Origin of the sequence: Martinezella lusitana (assembly GCF_016901135.1) — a bacterium.
Lineage (GTDB): Bacteria > Pseudomonadota > Alphaproteobacteria > Rhizobiales > Rhizobiaceae > Rhizobium > Rhizobium lusitanum_D.
The window spans coordinates 124,505-147,644 of sequence record NZ_JAFEVL010000003.1 but is presented as its reverse complement, the minus strand read 5'-3'; the positions used below and the strand labels follow the sequence as shown (position 1 = coordinate 147,644).

Here is a 23,140-nt window from a genome sequence, read left to right as displayed (position 1 = left end):
ATTTAACTCCCACGGTAGGTGGAATAGCTGTAGGGCGAGAGGAGCAGCGGCACGTGATAGTGCGCGCCTTCATCCGAAAGGCCGAACCTTATCGGGATGATATCGAGGAACATCGGGCTTTGCGATGTGCGGCCGATATAATCACCGGCATGGAAGCGCAGTTCGTAAGTGCCGGCCTTCATGGTTTCGCCCGATAGCAGCGGTGCATCACAGCGGCCGTCGCCGTTGGTCTCTGTTGATTTGACGTGGTGATGCGCATCGCCCTCGATCCGATAGAGATCGATGCGCAGGCCCTGGGCTGGCTTGCCGAGCGCCGTATCCAGCACGTGGGTCGTGAGCCGGCCGGCTCCTTGCGAATGAGACTGCATGTTTTCTCCCGAACGTAGCGCTCCTGTCTCCACTATCCGCCAGGCTTATTCCCCTGAAAAGCGGCGAGATCGTTCGAGACTTTCAAAATTTCCAAGGGGAATAGCGCGCGCGATTTGCGGTTAGAGATTTGCCATCGACAACATTTGGAGGAGTGTTCCATGCGATATTGCCGTGACATGCACGGTTATGGTCAGACGCCGCCGGCGGCTCAGTGGCCGGGCGATGCGCGCGTCGCCGTGCAATTCGTCCTGAACTACGAGGAGGGCGGCGAGAACTGCGTGCTGCATGGCGATGCCGCATCCGAGGCCTTTCTTTCGGAAATCGTCGGCGCCTCCCAATGGCCGGGCCAGCGCCACTGGAATATGGAATCGATCTATGAATATGGCGCTCGCGCCGGCTTCTGGCGCCTCCACCGGCTTTTCACCGAAAAGCAGGTGCCCGTCACCGTCTACGGCGTCGCAACCGCGCTGCAGCGCTCGCCGGAGCAGGTCGCCACCATGCTGGAGGCCGGCTGGGAAATCGCCTCGCACGGCCTGAAATGGGTCGAGCACAAGGACATGGAGCCGGACGAGGAGCGCGCGGCAATCGCCGAGGCGGTTCGCCTGCACACACTCGTCACCGGCGAGCGGCCGCGCGGCTGGTACACCGGTCGCTGTTCGATAAACACCGTCGATCTGGTGACGGAACTCGGCGGCTTCGACTATATCTCCGACACCTATGCCGACGATCTTCCCTACTGGTATGAGCATGGCGGTCGCCAGCAGCTCATCATCCCCTACACGCTCGACGCCAACGACATGCGCTTTGCGACGCCGCAGGGCTTCAACAGCGGCGACCAGTTCTTCAGCTACCTGAAGGATTCCTTCGATGCGCTCTATGCGGAAGGCGCCGCCGACAGCCCGAAGATGATGAGCATCGGACTGCATTGCCGGTTGATCGGTCGACCGGGCCGCGTTATGGCGCTCGCCCGCTTCATCGACTACGTTCAAAGCCACGGGAAAGTCTGGATCGCCCGCCGCGTCGATATCGCTGAGCATTGGGCGAAAACCCATCCGTCGAAGCTCGCCACGGAACGACCTTCGCAGATGCCCGAGGCCGATTTTGTCGAGCGCTTCGGCGGCATCTTCGAACATTCGCCCTGGATCGCACGTCGCGCCTTCGCTGGCGAACTTTCGCCGGCGAACGATACTGCGATCGGTCTCCATGCCGCGCTCGCCTTCCAGTTCCGCGCAGCGAGCGAGGAGGAGCGGCTTAGCGTGCTCGTCGCCCACCCGGATCTTGCCGGCAAGCTGGCGCAGGCCAAGCGCCTGACAGCGAGCTCGACGGAAGAACAGGTCTCTGCCGGCCTCGATGCGCTGACGGACGATGAACGCGTGCGCCTCACCGACCTCAACAGCCGCTACGTCGCGAAATTCGGTTTCCCGTTCATCATCGCCGTGCGCGACCACACGAAATCCGGGATCTTCGCCGCGTTCGAGACCCGGATCGAGAACGACCGCGCCGCCGAATTCGCCACCGCCTGCCGTCAAGTGGAGCGGATCGCGCTTCTGCGGCTCACCGCCTTGTTCGAGGACGGACAGGCGTTGCACCCGCTCGGCCAGCGGACTGCCGCGTGAAGCGCCGGCGCTGCCCTGAAAGAACAGAAATGAGGAGAGCGTGAATGAAAGTGATCCAGATTCAGCCGCTGACGAGCGTTGCCTTCTTCCCCTTCGGCGAGGTGATCGAAACGGAGGGGGCATATAACTATCCCATCAATGCCGGGAAATGCGTCCGATACCATGACCTCGCGAAGATCGAGACAACAGGCGAGAAGGCGCGAGCAATGATCAGTCTGCTCCGCGGCGAGCCTTACATGCTGCCGCTGGAACTGCGGATGGTTGAGCGGCATCCCTTTGGCAGTCAGGCCTTCATACCGTTGACGGATAACCCGTTCCTGGTTGTCGTGGCGCAGGAAACAGCCAATGGGCCGGGTGAGCCGCTGGCTTTCCGGACGAAGCCTGGGCAGGGCATCAATATCGGGCGCAATGTCTGGCACGGCATCCTCACCCCCCTCGACGGCGTCTCTGACTTTGCCGTCGTCGACCGCGCCGGTGAGGGCGTAAACCTGGAAGAGCATTTCTTCAAGGAACCATTCCTGATCCGCTGATCGGGTCCGGGTGATCCCAGACGATAAGAGGGGGGCGCCGCGACCGCGGCGTCCCCCTATTCCTGTTGCGAGCATCTGACATTTCACATCCAACGCGTCGCAGGACATTTTCCGATGCAACGAGAACCGGCCTGCAAACAGGCCAAGGAGCCGGGACGTCCCATCGGATGACCCGGCTCCTTGACGCGTGCAATTGTTAGTCTGCGAAGAAGGCGAAGCGCACGATGAACAAGGCTGCAACGATCTGTGTCGCCAGATGGAGCGTCTTCCATCGGCCGGTGCAAACCTTCATGACGACGTAGCTGATGAACCCGAAAGCAAGACCATTGGCGATCGAGTAGGTGAACGGCATCGCCAGCGCCGTGAGTGCTGCGGGTGCAGCTTCGGTCAGATCATCCCATTCGATTTCCGTCAGCTCGCGCATCATCAGGCCGGCGACGTAGAGCAGGGCTGGCGCCGTTGCATAAGCTGGAACAGAGGCTGCGAGTGGGGAAAAGAACAGGGCCGCGACAAAGAGCACGGCAATTGTCACCGCCGTCAGGCCAGTGCGACCTCCCGCCTGAACACCCGAAGCACTTTCGACGTAGGCAGTCGTGCTGCTGGTGCCCATCAACGAGCCGGCGACAATAGCCGCGCTGTCGGCGAGCAGAGCCCGGCTCAAGCGGTTCGGCTTGCCTTCCTCGATCAGTTTCGCCCGCTTGGCGACACCGATCAGCGTCCCGGTTGCGTCGAAGACCTCAACGAGCACGAAGACGAGGATAATGTGGATCAAGCCTCCATGGAGAGCCCCTACGATGTCGAGCTGCATGAAGGTCGGCATGATCGAGGGAGGCATCGAAACGATGCCGTGAAATTGGCTGACGCCGAAGATCCAGGAGAGAACGGTGACAGCAAGAATGCCGATCAGGATCGATCCCCTTACTTTCAGCGCATCAAGAACGGCGATGACAAAAAAACCGAAGATTGCGAGAAGGGGGCCGGTCTGCTTCAGGTCTCCGAGACCGATGAGCGTCGCCTTATTGGCGACGACGATGCCAGCTCCCTTGAGTGCAATGATAGCCAGAAAGAGGCCGATACCGGCAGCGATCGCACTTCTGAGCGAGCGCGGGATTCCGGCGATCAGCCAACTGCGCACGCCGGTGACGGTCAGCAGGACGAAGATCGCACCCGAAATAAAGACCGCTCCGAGCGCCTGCTGCCATGTAAAGCCGAGTGCTGCGACGACGGTGAAGGCAAAGAAGGCATTGAGCCCCATGCCTGGCGCCAGCCCGATCGGCCAATTGGCGACAAGCCCCATCACGATCGAACCCAATGCCGCGGCAAGACAGGTGGCGACAAAAATGGCATTGCGGTCCATGCCGGTGGTCGACAGAATATCCGGATTGACGAAGATGATATAGGACATCGTCAAGAACGTCGTCACGCCTGCGATGAGCTCGGTGCGGACGGACGTGCCGTGCTCACTCAATTTGAAAAGTCGTTCAAACATAGTTCCTCCCTAAGCGTTCCCAACGCCAGTGCATGTCATGAATGTAGCCCGCATCTCCTCCGGATGCCGGTGCGACAAGCGCTTGTAAACGCTTCGTAGCGAGGGGGATTGTGCGCTTTTAGAGGCTCTGCGCGCTAGAGCCGGATTTCCCTGCAATTCGCGAAAGTCATTCTAGTTTTTCAGGCTATTTCCGAGCGAATTGATTTGCATTTCAGAGCGATCACCGAATGGAGAAGACCTTCGATGCGGATATCTCCAACGTGTTCTGTTCGCCACCGCCTGGCGCCATCGATCGGGCAACGATGATATGGACTATGTTTTACAGGTGCGAAGCGACAAAGCCAACCTATTTTGCGCCAGAAAACGGCGTCGCGGCTACAGCGTTCCGTGTGGCGGAGATTTCAGCACGAGCGAGAGGTTAGTCGCTCACTGCAAAAAGCGGACATCGTTGGGCGTCCAGGAAACGCCGACAACCGAGCCGATCGCGATATCAGTGCTACTTGCCGGACGTTGGGATAAGATCGTTAGACCGGAGGCTAGTTTCGCCATGACGAGACTGCTCGAACCGGCATAGATGCTCTCGACGACCGTGGCATTAAAATACCCGATGCCCTCCTTGCCGAACTCGACATGCTCGGGTCTCACCATCATGCATCGTGACGCAGACGCTTCTGCGTCGAAGGGTATCGGGCCGTCAGGCGTCACTAAGCCGTTGGCAACCAGTTCACCTTCAAAGATGTTTGAAAGGCCGATAAATTCGGCGGCGAAGCGATTGGCAGGCTGATCGTAAACGACCTGCGGCCTGTCGATTTGCGCTATCCTGCCATCGTTCATGAGGCAGATGCGATCGGACAATGCCAGGGCTTCCTCCTGATCATGGGTGACGAAAATAATCGTCGCGCCTGTCTCCCGGTGGATGCGCTTGATCTCCATCTGCATCGTCTCGCGAAGCTTGCGATCAAGAGCACCAAGCGGCTCGTCCATGAGGATCACGCCTGGCCGATAGACCAGGCAGCGTGCAAGAGCGACACGTTGCTGCTGTCCGCCGGACAGCGCCTTCGGAAACCGTTCGCCGACGTGCGAAAGGTTGACCATTGCCAGGGCGTCTTCCACGCGCCGCTTGATTTCATCACGTGCGACATGGCGCATCTGCAGGGGAAAGGCGACATTCTCAGCCACAGTTAGATGCGGAAACAGAGCGTAGTGCTGGAAGACGACGCCGATATCGCGCTGGTTGACGGGCAGGCGGGTCTGGTCACGCCCATCTATCACCAGGCTGCCCGAGGTCGGATCGGTCAGCCCGCAGATGATCTGGAGAAGTGTCGTCTTGCCGGAACCGGATGGCCCCAGCAATGTCAGGAGCTCGCCGTTCCGGACATCCAGATCGAGCGATTGCAAGACGGTCGCCGACCCGTAGTTCTTGCTTATACCCTTGATGCTCAGCTTGATCTTCTGATCGCGTTTCGCCTCTAGGTCGGGGATGGACATCTGCATATTCATAAAGCTTTCCTTGATAGGTCTTACGCAGCGACATGCATCAGCGTCGCCGCGTGCTCTCCGCGATGAGGAAGACGACGACAACGACGCTGAGCACCACCACCGAGGCCGCGGCCAGCGTCGGCGTGACCTGAAGCAGGATATCGTCCCACATCTGTTTCGGCAGCGTCTGCTTCACCCCACCGCCGACGAAAAGCGATATGGTCAGCTCCTCGAAGGAATGCAGGAAAGCAAAGAGAAAGGCCGCGACGATGCTGCCGATCACCATCGGCACCGTCACTTTCTGCACGGTTTGCCGCCGGCTGGCGCCCAGAGTGCCGGCCGCCTGATCGAGACGCCAATCGTAGTTCTTGAAGGCCGTCAGGATAATGATGAAGACGACGGGCATGGCGGTGACCGTATGGCCAAGGGCAATGCCGATATCGGTCGCAATCAGGCCGACATGGGCGAAAAGATAAAAGAGCGCGACGGCCGTGACGATGTTCGGAATGATCATCGGCAAAAGGAAAATCAGAAATGCGCCGCTACCCATCCGGCTCTTGGTTCTGGCAACGCCGAATGCAGCTACACCCGCAAACGTCGTCGCCAAGGCGGCCGTCACCAAGGCGATGGCAAAGGATCGGATTGTCGCGCCCGTCCAGATGTCCGAGGTGAAATATGTCTGCATCCACCGCAGCGAGAACCCGGGTGGCGGAAATTGCAGAAATGTCGCGCTGCTGAACGCCATCGGAGGGAAAAATAGCACTGGCAGCAGCAATGTGATTACCACCAGGCTTCCGAAGATGCTGAGAAGCCAGCCCCTGCGGCCCCCGAAGCAAGCGGTCAGAACCCGGTCAATCAGATCGGTGACAGCGGCGAGGACAGCAAGGACACCGTAGCCGATCCTGCGGGCAACCGCGCGCGGCTTGGGCTCCGCTCGCTCGCCTGAAATCGCCGAGATGCCGAAGAGCCGGTCATAGACGAGACAAACCACCAGCGTGACCGTCAGAAGCATGACCGCGATGCAGCCGGCGAGCTGCCAGTTGAGGAGCTGTTGCACCTGGGTGATCAAGAGCTGGCCGATAACGGTTTCACGCGGACTGCCAAGGAGCGCGGGCGTTATGAAGAAGCCAAGCGCTCCGATGAAGACGAGGAGACCGGCAGCGGCAACACCTGGCATCGACTGCGGAAAATAGATCCGCCAGAAGGCCTGGCCAGACGTTGCGCCCAGCGTATGGGCCGCGCGCGACAGCCGGCCGTCGATGTTGAGCAGCGTCGGCAGCATGGTCATGATGGCCAAAGGCAGCATGGTATGCGCCATGGCAAAAATGACTGCGCCGTGGCCGTAGAGAAGATCGATCGGCCCCTTGTAGCCGATCAGGGAAGCGAGCTGCGAGACGACGCCGCGGCGTGACAGGAGCACCATCCAGGCAAAATTCTTCAAAAGCGCGCTCATCCAGAATGGCAGGAGGACAAGCAGGATGATCCATCTCCGGCGGCGCTCCGGCATGTGCGCAAGCCAGAATGCGACGGGATAGCCGAAGACAAGGCAGGCGGCCGTCGTCTCGGCGGCGATCCGGAACGTGTTGATCAGAACCTTGACGTAAATACCGGCGGTGAACATCTGCCGGTAGCCGTCCAGCGTCAGATGGCCGGCATTGTCATTGAAACTCAGCCACATCAGGGCGGCTGCGGGAAGGATCAGGAAGAGAGCGAGGTAGAGCAGACCTGGGCCTGCAAGCCAGATCGGGTCTTTGGACCTCGAAGCGCTAAGGGCGATTGGTTCGGGAATTGCAGTCATTGGAGCCCTTTGAGGTAGCCAATACGATCGCGCGAACGACACGGATATTGTCTCGCTGAATAGGCGCGCCGATCGAGAAACGCTAGCGCAATTGCGGCCTTGTCGAGGATACGCTCGCCAAGGCCAGCCTTGCAGATCGGGCTTAGCCAAGCATCCACTTCTCGAAACGTTCGGTGAGCGCATCCTGATGTTCGCCCCAGAACGAGGCGTTCAGCGGTTGCATTCCCTTGACATGCGCCGGCGTGGTCGGCAGCAGTTCCGCGCGCTCCTTCTTGATGAAGTCATAGGCCTTCGTATTGACGGGGCCGGCCGAAAGAACATCGGTGAATTTGGCCTGACGTTCGGCGTTCATGCAGTACTGGATGAATTTACGGCCAAGCTCCACCTTTGGAGAGCCCGTCGGAATCGTCCAGCCATCGATGTTGTAGAAGCCCTGATCCCAGGAGATGCCGACCGGCGCGCCACCATCGGCCGCCGCCTGAGCACGCGTGCTCCAGATGCTCATCATGTCGAGCTCGCCGCTCTGGATGAGCTGGGTTGCCTGTGCGCCGCTCGTCCACCAGATGTCGACGTGGTCACGGATCTTGTCGAGGCTCTTGAAGGCACGATCGACATCGAGGGGATAGATCTTATCCGGAGCAACGCCGTCTGCAAGAAGCGCGATCTCCAGCGTCAGAACCGGGCTGCGCCAAAGGCCGCGGCGGCCCTTGAATTTATCCGCATCCCAAAAATCCAACCAATTCTTGGGCGCGTTGTCGCCCACCGCATCCTTGCGATATCCAAGCGCCAGCGCATAGACTTCGATGCCGCCGAATTTGGGGGTCAGCGAGCCCTTGACGTAGTTTTCCGGATCATCGACCTTCAGATTGAGATCTTCGAGATAGTTGCCCATCTTCGTCAGACGGTCCACATGCTCGGGCGTCAGCATAACGACGTCAGCCAGATACGACTTCGTATCGACACTCATCTTGTACTGGGGGACGGGATCGGGCGAGACGGTCGTCACGTTGATCTTGACGCCGAATTCCTTTTCGAAGGAATCATAGAAGGCGAGGCGAAAGCCCTGTTCGAACACGCCGCCGTAGTCGGAAACGGTCAGCGTATCTGCGGCAAAACCTTTGGTCATCAGGGCTGGCGTCGCTAGCATGGCTGCAGCGCCTGCTCCCGTTTTCAGGAGATTACGGCGGGTAATGCTTAGTTTGTTGTTCATATTTTAGTTCCCGTTTCTGAGGCTGAGACCCGTTCAGAAAGCCATTCGGGTTGACCCAAGTAAATTATTTATTTCGAGCCTTCTGGTTAGGTGCGACCTAAGCCCCAAACGCTGTGGTTCAGGCTTTTGCAAGCGAAGACAGGATGCGATCGAGAAATGTGTCGCAGGCCGAAAGCTGATCGACATCGATATACTCGTCCGGTTTGTGTCCCTGGTTCATCGAACCGGGACCTATGACAATGGTCGGTATGTTCAGCGTCTCGGCGTAGAGGCCGGCTTCAGTGCCGAATGAGACCTTCGTCGTTTCCGCTGACGGCAACCAGGATCGAAGCAGCGCCACGGCCGGCGAGGCGGCGCCTATCGAAAAGCCGGGATAGGCGTTGTCGACATTGATCTTGATCGCCGCATTGTCGAAACGTTCCCGCTGGGGTCGAACGATCTCTTCAGCGCGAGCTTGCAGTCGCGCCAGGATGATTGCCGGGTCATCCTGCGCAAGGTGGCGGATTTCGAATTCGACAGTCGCCTGGTCGGCGACGACATTCAGCGCCGCGCCACCGCTGATCTTCCCCGCGTGGATCGTGCTGTAGGCGATATCGAAGTCGGGATCCGATGCCCCTGACATCGCGATCTCAGCCTGTTCCTCACGCAGGGCGGAGACGAAATCGGCGGCCAGATGAATGGCGTTCAGAAGCTGCGGCGCGACGGCGGAATGACCCCCGACGCCCCTGCACGTCGCCCGCGCTGCGAGCTTGCCCTTGTGGCCGAGACCGATGTTCATCGAAGTCGGCTCGCCGACGATGCAAAGGGTAGCCTTAAAGCTGCGGCCTTTGAGGTCGGCCAGCAAGGATCGCACGCCGATGCAGCCGATCTCTTCGTCATGCGATAAGGCCAGATGCAGCGGCCGCTGCAGACGCATGTGGCTTGCCTCGTCGGCAACCCGCAGCGCTGCAGCCAGGAAACCCTTCATGTCGGCAGCGCCACGGCCGTAGAGACGGCCGCCGTCACGCCGGAGACGGAAGGGATTGCTGCTCCAGGATTGCCCGGCAACGGGAACGACGTCGGTATGTCCCGACAGGATGATCCCGTCGTTTCCCTGTGGCCCGATGCTTGCAATGAGATTGGCTTTGAGGCCGGTTTCGTCCGCAATGCGCCGGCAGGTGAAGCCCCGCTCGATGAGATAGGCTGTGACGAAATCGAGCAGCGGCAGATTGGTATCCTTGCTGACGGTCTCGAAGCCGACCAGCGTCTCCAGAAGTTCGATCGTATCCACGTCGCTGTCGATCCTTGGACTGAACGGCAAGAGGCCCGCCGGTCGGCGGGCCAGCTATTGGCAGCCGCTGCACGGCGCTTTAGGCTGCCTTCGTCATCGCATCGTCGATATCGGCCAGCAGCGCTGCGATATCCGCTTTCGGAAAGGCCTGACGGAAGCGGCGATCGAAGGTCGTAAAGATGCCGAAGAAGGAGTTGGCGCAATGTTCCAGCATCCGATCAGCTTCCGCCTCATCCACCGAAAGCTGCTTCTGCAGGAAACTGTTGAACTTCGCTCTCGCAACCGGATTGGCGAGTACGAAGACAGGCTGCGTATCCCATTCGATCTTGCGATGGCGCGAGACCGCCGAGCGCGTGCGAAGCGCGCCGGAAAGGCGGATGTCCCGTGAGGAGGAGCCGATCAGGATATCGACCATATCATCGTCGAGAAGGAACGCACCGCGCGCTTTATCGTAGAGTTCAAGATCCTCCGCCGGCACGGTGAAGGTTACGGTTCGGCGTTCGCCAGGCGCAAGCGCAACCTTGGCGAAGGCCTTTAGTTCACGAAGCGGCCGCTTGAAGCGTGGCTGGCGGTAGGCGGCATAGAGTTGGCATATTTCCTTGCCCGCGACCTTGCCGGTGTTTTCGACGGTGAAGCTCACGGTGAGCGTCTCGCCGGTCTGCAACGTCTCCCGGTCAAGCCGGATGTCGGAATAGGCAAAGCTGGTGTAGCCGAGGCCATGGCCGAAAGGAAACAAGGGCTCGATCCCGCGTGCGTCGTACCAGCGGTAGCCGACGTGAATGCCTTCGCTATAGACGTGACGGCCGTTTTCGCCCGGATAGGTCAGATGGCCGGGAATATCTTCGATGCGCTTCGGGAAAGTGGTCGTTAGCTTGCCGGACGGGTTGACCTTGCCGAACAGGATATCGGCAAGCGCCCCGCCCATCGCCTGACCGGAGAAGAAGACCTCGACGGTGGATTTCACCGCATCGATCCAGGGCATGACGACGGCATCGGGGCTGGCGACGACCACGGCGATATTCGGATTTGCAGCCGCAAGTGCAAAGACCAGATCGTCGTGGCCGGGCGCCAGGTCGAGCGAGCGCCGATCCGAGCCTTCGCCGTCATAGCCGTTTTCCGTATTCACGAAGACAATGACGAGATCGGCATCCAGTGCGCCAGCGACGGCCTCGGCCCGGAGCGCCGTCCGTTCCGTTTCGATCTCGCTGGTGCCGCGATAGCGATCGATCTGGAACTTGCCGTCGGCGAGCTTCAGGATTTCCTCGATCGGACTGTCGACCGAAGTCGGCAATGTGGTCGCGCAGCCCGATCCCTGGATGACCGGCTCGCCGGCACCTTCGCCGACGATGGCGATCCGCCTGACCTTCCCGGCGACAATCGGAAGAAGCGCGTCCTCATTCTTGAGAAGCACGATCGATTCGCCTGCCATGCGGCGGGCAAGCGCATGATGCGCAGCGCGGTCGAAGACCGTTCCGCGCCGTTCGCTGAGCTTGGAAAGCCTGACCAGTTGCAGAACGCGGGCGCAGGCGCGATCGAGAATAGCGGGGTCGACCCGCCCGGCCTCGATCGCATCGAGCAGGTCTTTCTTTCGGGTCTCGCTTTCCGGCATGTCGAGATCGTTGCCGGCGATCAGCGAAGCGGGGCGATCCTTGATGCCGTGCCAGTCGGAGACCACGAGGCCGTCATAGCCCCAATCCCCGCGCAGCACCTCATCCAGAAGCCACGGATCCTCCGCCGCCTGAACGCCATTCAGGCGGTTGTAGGAGCTCATCACCGTCCATGGATTGCTCTGCTTGATCGCGCGTTCGAAACCCCTCAGGTAGATTTCGCGCAGCGCCCGTTCCTCGATGACGGAGTCCATCGACGTGCGCTCGACTTCGGAATTGTTGCAGGCGAAATGCTTCAGCGATGCACCTACGCCGTTTTCCTGCAATCCGTTGATCACGCCGGCTGCGAAATCGCCGCTGATCACAGGGTCTTCGGAGTAATATTCATAGCTGCGGCCGCCAAGCGGCGTGCGGCGGATATTGATTCCAGGCCCAAGCAGGAGATGGACGCCGAACTCCTGGCACTCTTTCGCCAGCGCTTCTCCCAATTCGTGCGCCAGACCGATATCCCAGGAGCATCCGATGCTGGACCCGTTCGGAAAGCATGTCGCGAGCTTGATCTTGCCCCAGGCGATCTGGACGTGATCGGCACGCTGATTGACCACGGACAGAAAGGCGGCAAAGTCCTGGCCGCCGGCTTCGTCGTCATCGATCTGCGGAATGGAATAGCGCACGCCATAGGTGCCGTCCGTCATGACGATGCTGGGGATGTCGAGCCGCGGGATGGCATGTGTCTTCCACATATGGTGCCCGGCCAGAAGTGCGACCTTTTCTTCAACCGTCATTTCGGCGATCAGCGAGGCAAAATCGCCTTCCATCAGTTTTGGGTTCGTCACTTTTGTCTCCTGGAGGTTTTGCTGTTCGGACCGGAATGAAGAAGACGGCTCACGCTCGCCAGGCCGGGTGCCTGACATGGCCGAGCCAAACGATGATGTAGTTTCCGGCTACTGGTGGCGGTGTATCGCATTGGCGCCTGCTCGCTTCCTCGTCTAACCTGAGAACGCAGTCGTGGATATGATTTCCGTCCATATCGAGCAGGCGCACACGATAGGATCCCGCCGGCGGCAGAAGTTGCCGGCCGTCAAACTCGACAGTACCCATGCGGGTGCAATTGGCGGACGTGTACCAATGTCCGCCGAGCAAAGCCTCTGCAGCCCCGATATCGCCATAGGCAATCGCCTGCCGGATGCGGCTCGATCGAATGGGCACGCCGGCCGCATCGGCCACCTCGTCACACACCGCGACCTCAATGCCGTGGCGGGCCGCAAAATCGCGGATGTCGTCAAGCCTTCCCGACCGACCTTGTCCGAAGCGGAAATCGCCGCCGCAGACCACGGCGCCGACATCGAGCTGTCCGGCAAGAATGTCCTCCATGAAGCTGACGGCGCTCATGGCGGCAAAGCTTGCATCGAAGCGCGGACGAAACAGCAGATCGAAGCCTTCACGGGCAAAGGCAAGCCGTGAACTCTCCGCCGTGCCGATCCTTGAAAACGCATCGGATCGCAGGAAGAATTCGCGCGGATGCGGATCGCAGGACATGATCGCCATGGGTGCGTCACGCCGCCGCGCGATCCGCCGCGCGGCATCGACGAGCTTGCGATGCCCGGCATGGAGCATGTCGAAATTGCCCAGAAGGAGCACGCTGCGCGCCAGTCTCGACGGCAGAGCCTCCTTGACGCCGACGATACTCATCTCGTCCATGCCGGCGACGGGGAGGGCATCGGGTTTGCTCGAGAATTTGGCTTTCGTCGCCAGCATGGAGATCCGCTTCGGAACATTTGCTTTGCGATATCCATGTCCCAGTCGGTACTTCGGCGAAAGAACTGATTTCCAAACCGACGCTTCGCCAAAACCGAGGCAGGCTAGGGGGTGATCTTGCGGCGCTCCATCAGGGGAGCGACCATGCCCGGAATATAGGCGTCGGAAACAAAGGACTTGCAGTGCTGCTCGAATATTTCGAATAGCCGCGACCGGCGCCCCTGGCGATAGGACAGCACTCCGATGATCATGGGTTTGTGTTCGCCGGAGATCGGAACTCTGACCACCGGCCGCCCGTCCATCGCCACTTGAGAGCGTGGCCTGACATTGGCGAGCGTGTAGCCATATCCGTTCGCCACCATCGTGCGGATGACATCCTGATGGCGCGAACGCGTCGCGATCGTCGGTTCCAGTCCCTGCTTGGCGAACAGGCCCATGAAATATTCGCGGCTTATCGGCAGATCCAGGAGGATGAGCGGTTCCTTCACCAGCTCCGTCAGGCTGATCGAGGAATGGCGTGCCAAGGGATGCGACTCGCCGACGAGCACATGTGGCGGCAAGCTCGCCAGCGGCACGAAATCATACCCTTCCGGCACCAGAAGATCGTAGCTCAAGGCAACGTCGATCTCGGCGCGCGACAATCGCTCCAACAGGTCCTCGTGATCGCTGACCGTCTGAACGATACGCGTGGCCGGGAAGGCCGACGTGAAGGAATGCGAAAGCTCCGGCATGATCATCGAGGCGAGCGTCACCAGACAACCGAGCGAAAGCTGCCCCCTGATCTTTTCGTTGATCTCGGAGGCAACGGCATACATGTGCTCCGCCTGATCGACGAGACGCTTGGCCTCGGCAAGCAGTGTCCGGCCGGCTGGCGTTAGCGACAGGCCCTTGGCATGATGGCGCACGAAAAGCTGCGTTTCGAGCTCTTCCTCAAGATGGGTGATCGCCGTCGAAATCGATGGTTGCGAGATATTCAGCCGTTCGGAGGCAAGCGTGATGCTTCCCGTCTCCGCCGTGGCGATAAAATACTCGATCTGTCGGAAAGTGTACCTCATCGCTCCATCGTATCTGCAAAACCCAAGAGAATCCTAACCGAAGCTATTCGTCGCCGGGTACCCCGAAAGATGGGGCAGCCTCCGGATTGACGGCGCGGCGGACGTAATCTTCAAGTTGCGGCGCATAGACGCCCCATATTTGTGTCAGTTTTTGGATGGGATTTTCCGACCAGTCGACGCGCAGATCGACGACCGGCCACGACACCTCGCGCACAACCTTGAGGCCTGCGGAATAGACCGGGCCTGCTTCACCCCCCGCTGCAAGGCCGGCGTCGAGCGCGACAAGCAGACGCAACGGAAACGGCTCGCGAGAGGCTAGGAAAGCTGCCACCATCGCAGCCGGCACCGCATCGTTCGCAAGAAGGTTTCCCGCAGCGATGCATCCTTCGCCTTCTGCAACCGCGTGAATGCCAAGTATACCGGAACCGGAAAATCCGGCGGTGAGACCTTTGGAATCGACAAGCGCAAGCTGGCGGAAACGCGCATACGGCGTCGATTGGACAAGCTCATCGCGCGCTTGCAGCGCGGATTTTCCCTGCCTCATGAGGGCAAGGCCCGTTATTCCGAGCGCCGGATCGGTGATGTTCTGGCTGGCGACCACGCCGACGCCTGCTTCGGCATGCGCGCATCGGGCCGCAACGGCGGGAGAAGACGACGAGATTGCCATGCCGAGCATGCCGGTTTGCGGGCAGCGGGCGGAGATGGAAAATGTCATTGCTAGCCCCCAGCCCTATTCAGGCGCGTTTCTCGTCTTCCGGAATGACGGCGATCGCATCGACTTCGACAAGCCACTCGGGACGTGCGAGCGCCGAGACGACGATACCGGTGGACACCGGGAAGACGCCCTTCAGCCACTTGCCGACGGTTCTGTAGACCGGTTCGCGATAACGCGGATCGATGATGTAGATGGTGATCTTGCAGATATGCTCGAGTTTCGAGCCGGCTTCCTCGAGCAGCATCTTGATGTTGGCCATGGCCTTTTCGGTCTGCCCCTCGGCGTCGCCGATCGCCACGCTTTCGGCCGTATCGAGATCCTGGCCGATCTGACCGCGCACGAAAACCATGCTGCCCTTGGCGACGACAGTCTGGCAGAGATCGTTGTCGAGCTTCTGTTCCGGATAGGTATCCTTGGTGTTGAACTGACGAATGCGCTTATGGACGACCATGAGATATCCTTAGATTGAAAATGGGTTCAGGAGACGGCAAGCGGCTGCGGCTTGGCATAGGTCCTGTTCGAATAGATCAACGGCGACCCCTGGCGGCTGCCATGGACGCCGGTGACGGCGCCGATGAAGACATGGTGTGTTCCAATCTGCTCGCTCGAGGTGACGCGGCAGTCGAAAGCGACGAGCGCATCGTCGACCCGAAGGCAGCCGCTTTCGGTCGACGTCCAGTCGGTGCAGGCGAATTTGTCGTTCGCGAAGGCATGGAGCCGGCCGGCAAAGCTGTCGGAGATATGTGACTGGTCAGCGCGCAGGACATTGACGCAAAACACCGCATTCTCGATGATTGCCCGTGCGGCTGGACTGAGATGATGGATACAGACGAGAAGCGTCGGGTGCTGGCCATCGGCGGAGACCGACGCCATGGCGGAAACGGTGACGCCAGCTCTGCCGGCGGCGCCATCGGTTGTCACGATGTTGACCGTGCAGGCCGCGGCCCCCATGCCCGCAATGAAGCGGTCGCGGAGGCTTCCGCTCTCGGCGTCGAGTCCCGTCTCGGTCATCCCAGGTCTCCTGATTGACGGCGTCACCGATCGCTCCGCATGGTCACTCGGCTGCAGCTTTCGACGGCTGCGTTTTGAACCACTGGCTTACGGCACTATCGCCGGACGCCCGCGTCTGCGGCCCGAGAACGCGTTCGGAAAGACCGGCCGCCTTCTGCACGAACTCCAGCGGACCGTCCCAATCGAAATTGCGATAGACGGCGGCCAGATGCGCGAAGGGCGGAGATTGGGCGAACAGTTGGAAGGTGAGGCGATGACCGGCATAGTCGGAGTTCAGCATGTCACGGGCGAAGGCGAGCAGCTTGCGCCGATCGTCCGCGATCCATTCCTCGTTGACGCTGTAGTATTTGCTGAGCCAAGGCTTTGTTTCCGGAGCTTCGAAAGAGGCGCGATCGGGCGTGACGCAGATCTGGCCACCACAAAGCTCGCGCGCAATGTGCATCATCTCATGAAGCTGGGAACAGGCGAGTACGCGGCCGGTATAGAGCAGCGACTGGTTCGGCATCATAAGCCCGCCCGGCGAACGTTCGGCAAGCGCGATCGAAGCGGTCAGATGCGCGTTGATGCCTTCGCGATAGACGGCGAGTTTCGATAGCTTTTCCTGGACGGCCGGCTGTTTGTCGAGACCGGTCTGACGGGCATTGAAGAGGGCGGCGCCGATCATCATGTCGGCAAGCTTGAGATTGCGCTGCACGAAGGCAAAGGCCGAGTAGCGGTGCAAGGTTGCGCGGATAAAGACCGCAGCCTTGGTATGACGGTAGAAGAGGACGTTCTCCCATGGGATCAGAACGTCGTCGAAGATGACGATCGTGTCGACTTCATCGAAACGGTTCGCCAGCGGATAGTCCTCGATCGGCGCCCGGCCTGCAAAGCCGGTGCGGCAGATGAACTTCAGGCCCGGCGAACCGAGATCGCAGATGAAGCCGACGGCATAGTCCGAATAGGCTTCGTTGCCCCAGTTGGCGATGGTCGGCTTGGTGAAGGCCTGATTGGCGTAGGCGGCGGCGGTCTCGTATTTGGCGCCGCGGACGACGATGCCGGCATCCGTTTCCTTGACGACATGCAGCAGCATGTCCGGATCCTGATCCTGCGGCGCCTTGGAACGATCGCCCTTGGGATCCGTGTTGGCCGAGACGTGGAACGGATCTGCCTTGAGCACGTGGCTGATATGGTTACGGATATTGGCGGAAAACTGCGGGTCGACCTCGTTGAGAACATCCTGTCCGTCGAACAGCGACCACATCTCGCCGACGGTTTCGTCGCCGACGCGCGTCACGATGCCGCCGATATCCTCGAGCAGCGTGTCGGTGGCGCGACGCTTGTCCCACCAATCGGATTGCGTATGTGGCAGCTTGTTGCCGATTGCGTTGCGTTCGCCGTCTTCCTCATATGTCATGAGATGACGGGTCTTCTCGTCATGCTGCATATCGTAGAATCGGGCACGGATATCCACCAGCGGCTTGAACATCGGGTGACTGGGTACATCCTTCACCCGTTCCCCGCCGATATAGACTTCGCGCCCATCCCGGATGGACTCAATATACGCGGCACCTGTGCGGATCATGCTGTAGTTCCTCAATCGACCATCGTGCCCGCTTTCGCAGGATTGGCGCGACTATTGCGACTAAGGCCGCATTTGGAAAATATTAGTTTCCGGTGCCTTGCTTCGCCTAAACCTAGGCAATGCGGATTTGGGGCTTAGGAAAAGCCTAAACAGCGCAGAGGAAAAAATGATTTGCCTCCGTCCGCGCTTCGTCCAAAGGCTCGGTCGTCAAACACAAGGGAGACGGATGGCATGGCCTCTCATAAAATCATCATAGATTGCGATCCTGGGGTAGACGATGCCGTCGCCATAACATTGGCGCTCGCCGCGCCTGACGAGATCGAACTATTGGGCGTCACCACGGTTGCCGGCAATGTACCGCTCGAGAATACGACCCGAAATGCCATCGGTTTGCTGGCCCTACTGCGCAGGCCGGACATTCCTGTCTATGCCGGCTGCGCACGACCGTTGATGCGCGCTGTGGGTCATCGCTCGATCATGCATGGTACCGAGGGGCTGGGTGGCGTCGAACTTACGAACGACGGCATTGAACCGGCGTCAGAACACGCCGTCGATTTCATCATCGATACGGTAATGAGCCGCCCAGGTGAGGTGACGCTATGTCCGATAGGACCGCTGACGAATGTCGCGGTCGCCCTCGTGAAGGAGCCGCGTCTTGCTTCCAATCTGAAGCAGATCGTCTTCATGGGTGGCGCGGCCTTCGGATCTGGCAACACGACGCCCTCTGCCGAATTCAATGTCTATGTTGATCCCCACGCGGCCCACATCGTCGCCTGCAGCGGTGTGCAGCTCACGATGTTTGGTCTCGATGTTACGCGCTCCGTCATTGCGACCCCTGAGCGTCTGGTCCGTCTGGAGACGTTCGACAACGATGTGGCGCGAACCGTGGTTCGAATGATGACGGCTTATGCTCAGGGTGACCCATGCCTGCATGATCCCTGCGTTATCGCCTGGATGATTGATCCGGGTCTGTTTTCGGGCGTCGATGCCTTGCTTGAGGTCGATTGCGCGGCGGGGCCGAACTATGGCCGCACGGTCGCCTCCGTCAGCTCGCGCCATCTCGCAGGGCGGCAGGCCAACTGCAAGATCATCACAAATGCGCGCTGCGACGATCTGTTTGAAATGCTCGAACAGCGATTGGCTCGCTTCAACATTCCGGGGATCTAACACGGTATTTGTTGCTGGTGTCTACAGCGTATCACCTTCAAAGGGTCGCATATGACCCTGGAGAGTATTCGGTTCGCAAAGCCGTTCGCTGCGGAGCGGACGCAGCCTGACAATATCCATCATGGACCGAATTGCCGACGCAGACCGATCCCTGCACCCATGCTGCTTGCATAGAGAAAAATGGCTTCTCATTGAGCAGGCGCTGCTGATGACCCTCATAAATAGAAAGAAGGCTCGGAGGGAAACCGAACCTTCTCCCTTCTCTGATCGGAGGTCGAAGTCAGATCAGATTAGAAGCTACGCTCGAAGCGGAGGATACCAGCCCACTGGTCTTCGTTGATCGAATCCCAGTTGGTGTAGGTTACTTCCGGCTCGATGAGCAGGTTCTTGACCGGCTTGAACTTGAGGTTCGTGGTTGCCGAGAAGATCTTCGAGTCGGTGTAGGCTGCCTGGAGGTTCCACTTCAGCTTGTCGTTGATCGGAACGCCAACGCCGCCCCAAAGAGCCCAGTCGCCCCAGCCGATACCGGAAGCATCGCCACCACCGTTCGAACCAGCATACTTGTTGAGCTTGTCGCCATCGGTGTTCCAGCCACCCATCAAGAAGGCCGAGAAGACACCGAAGTCAGCATCGACACGAGCCTTGATGGCGCCTTCTTCGACGATGGAGTCATAGCCGCCGACGACCTTGAAGCCCCATGCGCCAGACTTGAAACCGGCACCGGCAACAACGTCGGGAGCGTAATGGTCGGAGCTGTCTTCGCCGTTAGAGCCGGTAGCGCCCGTACCAGAGTTGGTATCTTCGACAGAGATCACAGCCGTGAAGCCGTTGCCCGCGTCGTAGTTGTAGGTGATCTGGTTAAGTTCGTACGGACCGTCATAAACCACGTCGTCGTTGATGACGTCGCCGGCATAACCGGTGAAGACGTTGAACTGCGAGTCTTCCTTACCAACGGTGAAGCCACCGAGGCTGATGCTGGCGTGCAGCAGGTTGGTGGAGGTCGAGCCGCCATTGGACCAGTCCCAACGCAGTTCGGTGTTGGTCTTCAGCGGACCATACTCGGTGTCCGTTGCCGTCTGCAGCTGCAGTTCAGCGCGGGTGTGCCAGAGCGTACCGAAACGGCTGTTCGGGTTGTAGGGGTCGTACCACTGACCTTCGGTACGAACCTTGCCGCCGATCTTGAGGCAGGTTTCGGTGCCCGGGATGAAGAAGTAGCCGGCGCCGTAAGCGTCGCAGATGCGAACATATTCAAGCGGCTCCGGTTCAGCAGCGACGACAGCGTCAGCCGCGTGAGCACCGGATACTGCTGCCAGTGCAGCAGCGGAGCCGAGAAGAAGGCTCTTGATATTCATTTTGTCTCCAATCGATATGCCTGATCGGAACGACGCTGGCGACCACCCGCTACGTTCATTGATCAGGCTGTTCCCTCTTAATGGAAGCCAACGGCCCCCCACGCACACGGTAGCGAGACCGATATGGCATCGGAACACAATAGTTTCGCCACGCCGTGTATTTTTAGACATAAAATTGTCATAGGTGCAAAAATACATCACGTATACTCAATAACGGTTGAGTCTATCCAACTATATCTACCGGAAATACTAAATAAACGTACGTAATGTATATATAAACTAGAATGATAGTAGCCATATGATAAGTCTATATTACTATTTATACTGATTTTAACTCTCGATAGAGCCGTTTTGAGCAGGAATTACGCCGATTCGGGTGATGGAATGTGAGCCCTATGGCATGTCTTTGCCGGCAAAGACTGGGCGCGCTCGGTGTCCGAGATCGATCGGAGCACCAGGAGATACGAAGGCACCAAACTCGGCTATCTGGTCAGTTAGAGTGGGTATCTTCACGATGGGCATCGGGCAGTCGATGATTGACTTGCCCTGTTGGAAATGCCGACAATCCCGCAGGTGATTGTGCCCGGCTTGCCGTGGGCTGTTAACCTGGCAAGAGGGCTCGTGATACTGGAAGTAACGTCATCCGCAGGATCGTCATGGCTGGGCTTCAATAGTCCGCCGGCGCGGTCCTTGGGCACAGAGCGCGGAAGATCACCATATTTGTCGGGTAGCCAGACGCAGAAGAGCCGTCCGCATCGTCATTGGTCTGCAGGTTCGCCAGCCGATATTTCGCCACGCTGTCGGGGGCAGGGTTGCGACCGAGGAATTGATATCGATCGCCGGCAAAATCTGTGAAAATCCCGATCTTACAATCGGCCTTTATCACATCGTTCAATGGCGTTGACAGCTCTTGCCTGATGCAGTCCGGAGTAACTTTCTGAACGTATTCACGACAGAAGGCGATTGCATTTGCGCGCGTATGCTTTGCCCGGATTTCGGCATGAGAAGTGTCCAGACCCGACATGCTAACGATGGTGACTTCCATCCCGGCACGAGAGCCATAGTAAATGGTGCCGGACGCAAATGATGAACTTGTCATCGAGGTCAGCAGAACCGCGGTCAGCGTCACACGCTTCAAGGTGCCATTCTCCTCCCAAGTTCCGGATGATCATCTTTGAATCCAGAGCGAGAGTCGAGCGCGAGAGGTCGCCCATGGCTTACAAAGGGCAGGCCGAATGTGTTAGGGCCGAAACTCAGCGCGGAAATTGGCATTGCCGATCAAAGCAAGGCCATCACGGCTGGCCGGCGTTCTTAAGTATCAATACCGTTGGCCTTGCAGCGATCACGCACTTGCGCCGCCAGTTCATCCGTCTGCCCGTAGGCCATCAGGTTGAAGATGGTGATGTTCTGGCCTCCAAACTGACTTTGCACGAGCGTGCCGATGTATGGGGCATTCGGGCTGTCTTTGCCGAGGTTCGCTGTGCCGCAGGCATATGTCGCTCCGCCAGACGATGAGCGGGCTTTCCCGCTGTTAACCGCCACCTGCTTCAACGAAAGCGATTTTTGAAATCCGTTTTGAACGGCGCTGGTTTCCTCCGGCGTCAATGGACGTACGACAGAGGGAGGCGCTTCAGGAGTAGGTCTAAGTAAATGACAGGATGCCAATATGGCGCATGCCAGTATCGAGATAGATTTTTTCATATTTTCCTCCCCGCAAAACCCACTGTTGGATACATCAGAGAGGAGAATTGCTCAACCTATGTTGAACAGTTCGAGCGCGGCGCATCCTATCGGCGACGTTTCTTGCTATTGCGAGATGAAGTGAGTTGGCCGTTTCAGAGGAGCAACATGACGGGTCGTCTGCGGGGTGTCCGACGAAACTAATGGGGCATAGTCTCGCCGGATGTTGCAACAGCCGGATAGGAGGCATCCAATCCGGTAGCAATGGCTTCGCCATCTCCCTGATGTCTATCTAAGCTGGCCAAATGGGCGGTCGTGAACCGTCTTTTCCATGCTCATGCGTTATCAGTTTGCACTGTGCCGAAGAACTCGCTTCGCAGATCACGACCGAGCAAGCGCAGGCGAGAAAGGTTGCGCAGGAACTGGCGTGGATGGCGAAGCACTGATGAGTTGAGGAAATAGGCTCGGAGCAGATTGGTGGATTTGCTGTGAGCGCCGCTATGCCCGACCCGGTAGATTGCGCCACGAAAGGGAAGCGATCCCAGCGGATGACCTTGATCGGCCAGCAGCTTGCCGATGCGCACATGGCTGCCGAGCATCGACTTGATGTAATCGACATCGGCGTCCTCGAAGGTTGCCGGCAGCTGGTAGAGATCCGAGCGGATGATCAGCGATGTGCCACAATAATTGGCGAAGTCGTTGTGATGCAGCAGCAGACGTCCGCCTTCGCTCCAGAGATAGCCTCTGTCGATTTTCCAGCCATTGGCATCCACATTCTCTGCGGCGAACTCGACGACATTGGCGCTGACGAAATCGTCATCATCGACGATCATGAAAAATCGGCTGTTCCGGGCGGAGAGCATCCCCGTTAATATGCGGCGGCCCTTGTCCAGGCGCACCGCTTCATAAACCTGCTCGCGCTCGGCGCTATGCAGGTCGAATAGCTGGTTTGGCGGGAAGGTCACGCGTTCTACCGAGAATTTCGGCGGCAGGTCGGGCAGATCGGCGCCCTCATTGGCGATGATCACGGCGCGCCAGTCGCCGTTGGATTGCCCGGAAATGGAGGCTATCGTTTGCGACAGCCTCCTCTTCAGCGAAGGCCAATCGTTCGAATTGGCCTGATGACGAACGGGGATGATGAAGGTAACCAGTGTCATAGATGCGCCCTTGTCGACAATGAGGAGTGCTGCCGTGCAGGGCCGAAGGGGCATTAGACCGTTACCAAGAGCATCTGTGGGCATCCCATCGGAATGATTATTCAGGACCAGCCAGGTGAATGGTAAGTGTCAGAAGCCGGAAGCGCGCTCAGGCACACGCTTCCGGCTTCCGCCCGTCCGAATTGTGGGGCAACGACGGCGAATTGATCGATAACCGGGGTCGGTGATCGAAATCCGGCGCCAAGATTTCCAAAGATTTTTTTGTCTCAACGAAGATGTCCGCAACCATGTGTCCATGGTCGACATGAAACGG

The 23,140-nt window shown here is 59.0% G+C and carries 20 protein-coding genes; 3 read left to right on the top strand and 17 right to left on the bottom strand.

All coding sequences use genetic code 11. The annotated features are described in order from the left end of the window. Positions 1–2 precede the first annotated feature (2 nt). Complete coding sequence (gene uraH, locus JTP94_RS01465) at positions 3–368, bottom strand: hydroxyisourate hydrolase (protein ID WP_204848784.1); 366 nt, start codon at positions 366–368, stop codon at positions 3–5. 159 nt (positions 369–527) lie between these two features. On the opposite strand from uraH, the gene puuE reads away from it, so the two are divergent. Together puuE and JTP94_RS01455 are read left to right on the top strand one after the other, a co-directional pair. Beyond that, positions 528–1,985 carry an allantoinase PuuE gene (gene puuE, locus JTP94_RS01460; protein WP_204848783.1) on the top strand — a complete coding sequence of 486 codons (1,458 nt, stop codon included), beginning with the start codon at positions 528–530 and terminating at the stop codon, positions 1,983–1,985. Positions 1,986–2,029: 44 nt separating this feature from the next. After that, positions 2,030–2,515 carry an ureidoglycolate lyase gene (locus tag JTP94_RS01455; RefSeq protein ID WP_204848782.1) on the top strand — a complete coding sequence of 162 codons (486 nt, stop codon included), beginning with the start codon at positions 2,030–2,032 and terminating at the stop codon, positions 2,513–2,515. Between the two features lie 196 nt (positions 2,516–2,711). On the opposite strand, the gene JTP94_RS01450 is transcribed toward JTP94_RS01455, so the two are convergent. The 12 genes from JTP94_RS01450 to JTP94_RS01395 all read right to left on the bottom strand — a co-directional run bounded on the left by JTP94_RS01450 (position 2,712) and on the right by JTP94_RS01395 (position 17,471). Next, complete coding sequence (locus JTP94_RS01450) at positions 2,712–4,004, bottom strand: NCS2 family permease (protein ID WP_204848781.1); 1,293 nt, start codon at positions 4,002–4,004, stop codon at positions 2,712–2,714. A gap of 426 nt (positions 4,005–4,430) precedes the next feature. Next, positions 4,431–5,504 carry an ABC transporter ATP-binding protein gene (locus JTP94_RS01445; protein ID WP_246754607.1) on the bottom strand — a complete coding sequence of 358 codons (1,074 nt, stop codon included), beginning with the start codon at positions 5,502–5,504 and terminating at the stop codon, positions 4,431–4,433. Between the two features lie 37 nt (positions 5,505–5,541). Further along, complete coding sequence (locus tag JTP94_RS01440) at positions 5,542–7,281, bottom strand: ABC transporter permease subunit (protein WP_204848780.1); 1,740 nt, start codon at positions 7,279–7,281, stop codon at positions 5,542–5,544. 142 nt (positions 7,282–7,423) lie between these two features. Continuing rightward, positions 7,424–8,491, bottom strand: a complete 1,068-nt coding sequence (locus JTP94_RS01435; RefSeq protein ID WP_204848779.1) for an extracellular solute-binding protein — start codon at positions 8,489–8,491, stop codon at positions 7,424–7,426. A 118-nt stretch (positions 8,492–8,609) separates the two neighbouring features. Further along, positions 8,610–9,761 carry an acetylornithine deacetylase gene (gene argE / locus JTP94_RS01430; RefSeq protein ID WP_204848778.1) on the bottom strand — a complete coding sequence of 384 codons (1,152 nt, stop codon included), beginning with the start codon at positions 9,759–9,761 and terminating at the stop codon, positions 8,610–8,612. 79 nt (positions 9,762–9,840) lie between these two features. Next, entirely contained in the window at positions 9,841–12,186 is a 2,346-nt protein-coding gene (locus JTP94_RS01425; RefSeq protein ID WP_409456578.1) for a beta-glucosidase, read from the bottom strand. Between the two features lie 67 nt (positions 12,187–12,253). Next, a complete protein-coding gene (locus JTP94_RS01420; protein ID WP_204848777.1) occupies positions 12,254–13,126 on the bottom strand; it encodes a hypothetical protein in 873 nt (290 codons plus the stop codon). A gap of 104 nt (positions 13,127–13,230) precedes the next feature. Continuing rightward, positions 13,231–14,181, bottom strand: a complete 951-nt coding sequence (locus JTP94_RS01415) for a LysR family transcriptional regulator (protein WP_204848776.1) — start codon at positions 14,179–14,181, stop codon at positions 13,231–13,233. A 43-nt stretch (positions 14,182–14,224) separates the two neighbouring features. Next, on the bottom strand, positions 14,225–14,896 hold the full coding sequence (locus tag JTP94_RS01410) for a DUF1028 domain-containing protein (protein ID WP_204848775.1): 672 nt from the start codon (positions 14,894–14,896) through the stop codon (positions 14,225–14,227). 19 nt (positions 14,897–14,915) lie between these two features. Beyond that, positions 14,916–15,347 (bottom strand): RidA family protein, encoded by a 432-nt coding sequence (locus JTP94_RS01405; RefSeq protein WP_204848774.1) that lies wholly within the window; start codon positions 15,345–15,347, stop codon positions 14,916–14,918. A gap of 26 nt (positions 15,348–15,373) precedes the next feature. Further along, complete coding sequence (locus tag JTP94_RS01400) at positions 15,374–15,907, bottom strand: flavin reductase family protein (RefSeq protein ID WP_204848773.1); 534 nt, start codon at positions 15,905–15,907, stop codon at positions 15,374–15,376. A gap of 43 nt (positions 15,908–15,950) precedes the next feature. Continuing rightward, complete coding sequence (locus JTP94_RS01395; RefSeq protein WP_034505809.1) at positions 15,951–17,471, bottom strand: 4-hydroxyphenylacetate 3-hydroxylase family protein; 1,521 nt, start codon at positions 17,469–17,471, stop codon at positions 15,951–15,953. Between the two features lie 231 nt (positions 17,472–17,702). On the opposite strand from JTP94_RS01395, the gene JTP94_RS01390 reads away from it, so the two are divergent. Continuing rightward, positions 17,703–18,638, top strand: a complete 936-nt coding sequence (locus JTP94_RS01390) for a nucleoside hydrolase (protein ID WP_204848772.1) — start codon at positions 17,703–17,705, stop codon at positions 18,636–18,638. Between the two features lie 290 nt (positions 18,639–18,928). Here the strand turns inward: JTP94_RS01390 and JTP94_RS01385 are convergent, their stop codons facing one another. The 4 genes from JTP94_RS01385 to JTP94_RS01370 form a co-directional block, all read right to left on the bottom strand. Then, on the bottom strand, positions 18,929–19,990 hold the full coding sequence (locus JTP94_RS01385) for a porin (protein WP_204848771.1): 1,062 nt from the start codon (positions 19,988–19,990) through the stop codon (positions 18,929–18,931). 667 nt (positions 19,991–20,657) lie between these two features. Next, positions 20,658–21,119, bottom strand: a complete 462-nt coding sequence (locus JTP94_RS01380; protein ID WP_271024218.1) for a hypothetical protein — start codon at positions 21,117–21,119, stop codon at positions 20,658–20,660. 182 nt (positions 21,120–21,301) lie between these two features. Then, positions 21,302–21,691, bottom strand: a complete 390-nt coding sequence (locus tag JTP94_RS01375; protein ID WP_204848770.1) for a hypothetical protein — start codon at positions 21,689–21,691, stop codon at positions 21,302–21,304. A gap of 314 nt (positions 21,692–22,005) precedes the next feature. Next, positions 22,006–22,827 (bottom strand): galactosyl transferase, encoded by an 822-nt coding sequence (locus tag JTP94_RS01370; RefSeq protein WP_204848769.1) that lies wholly within the window; start codon positions 22,825–22,827, stop codon positions 22,006–22,008. Positions 22,828–23,140 lie beyond the last annotated feature (313 nt).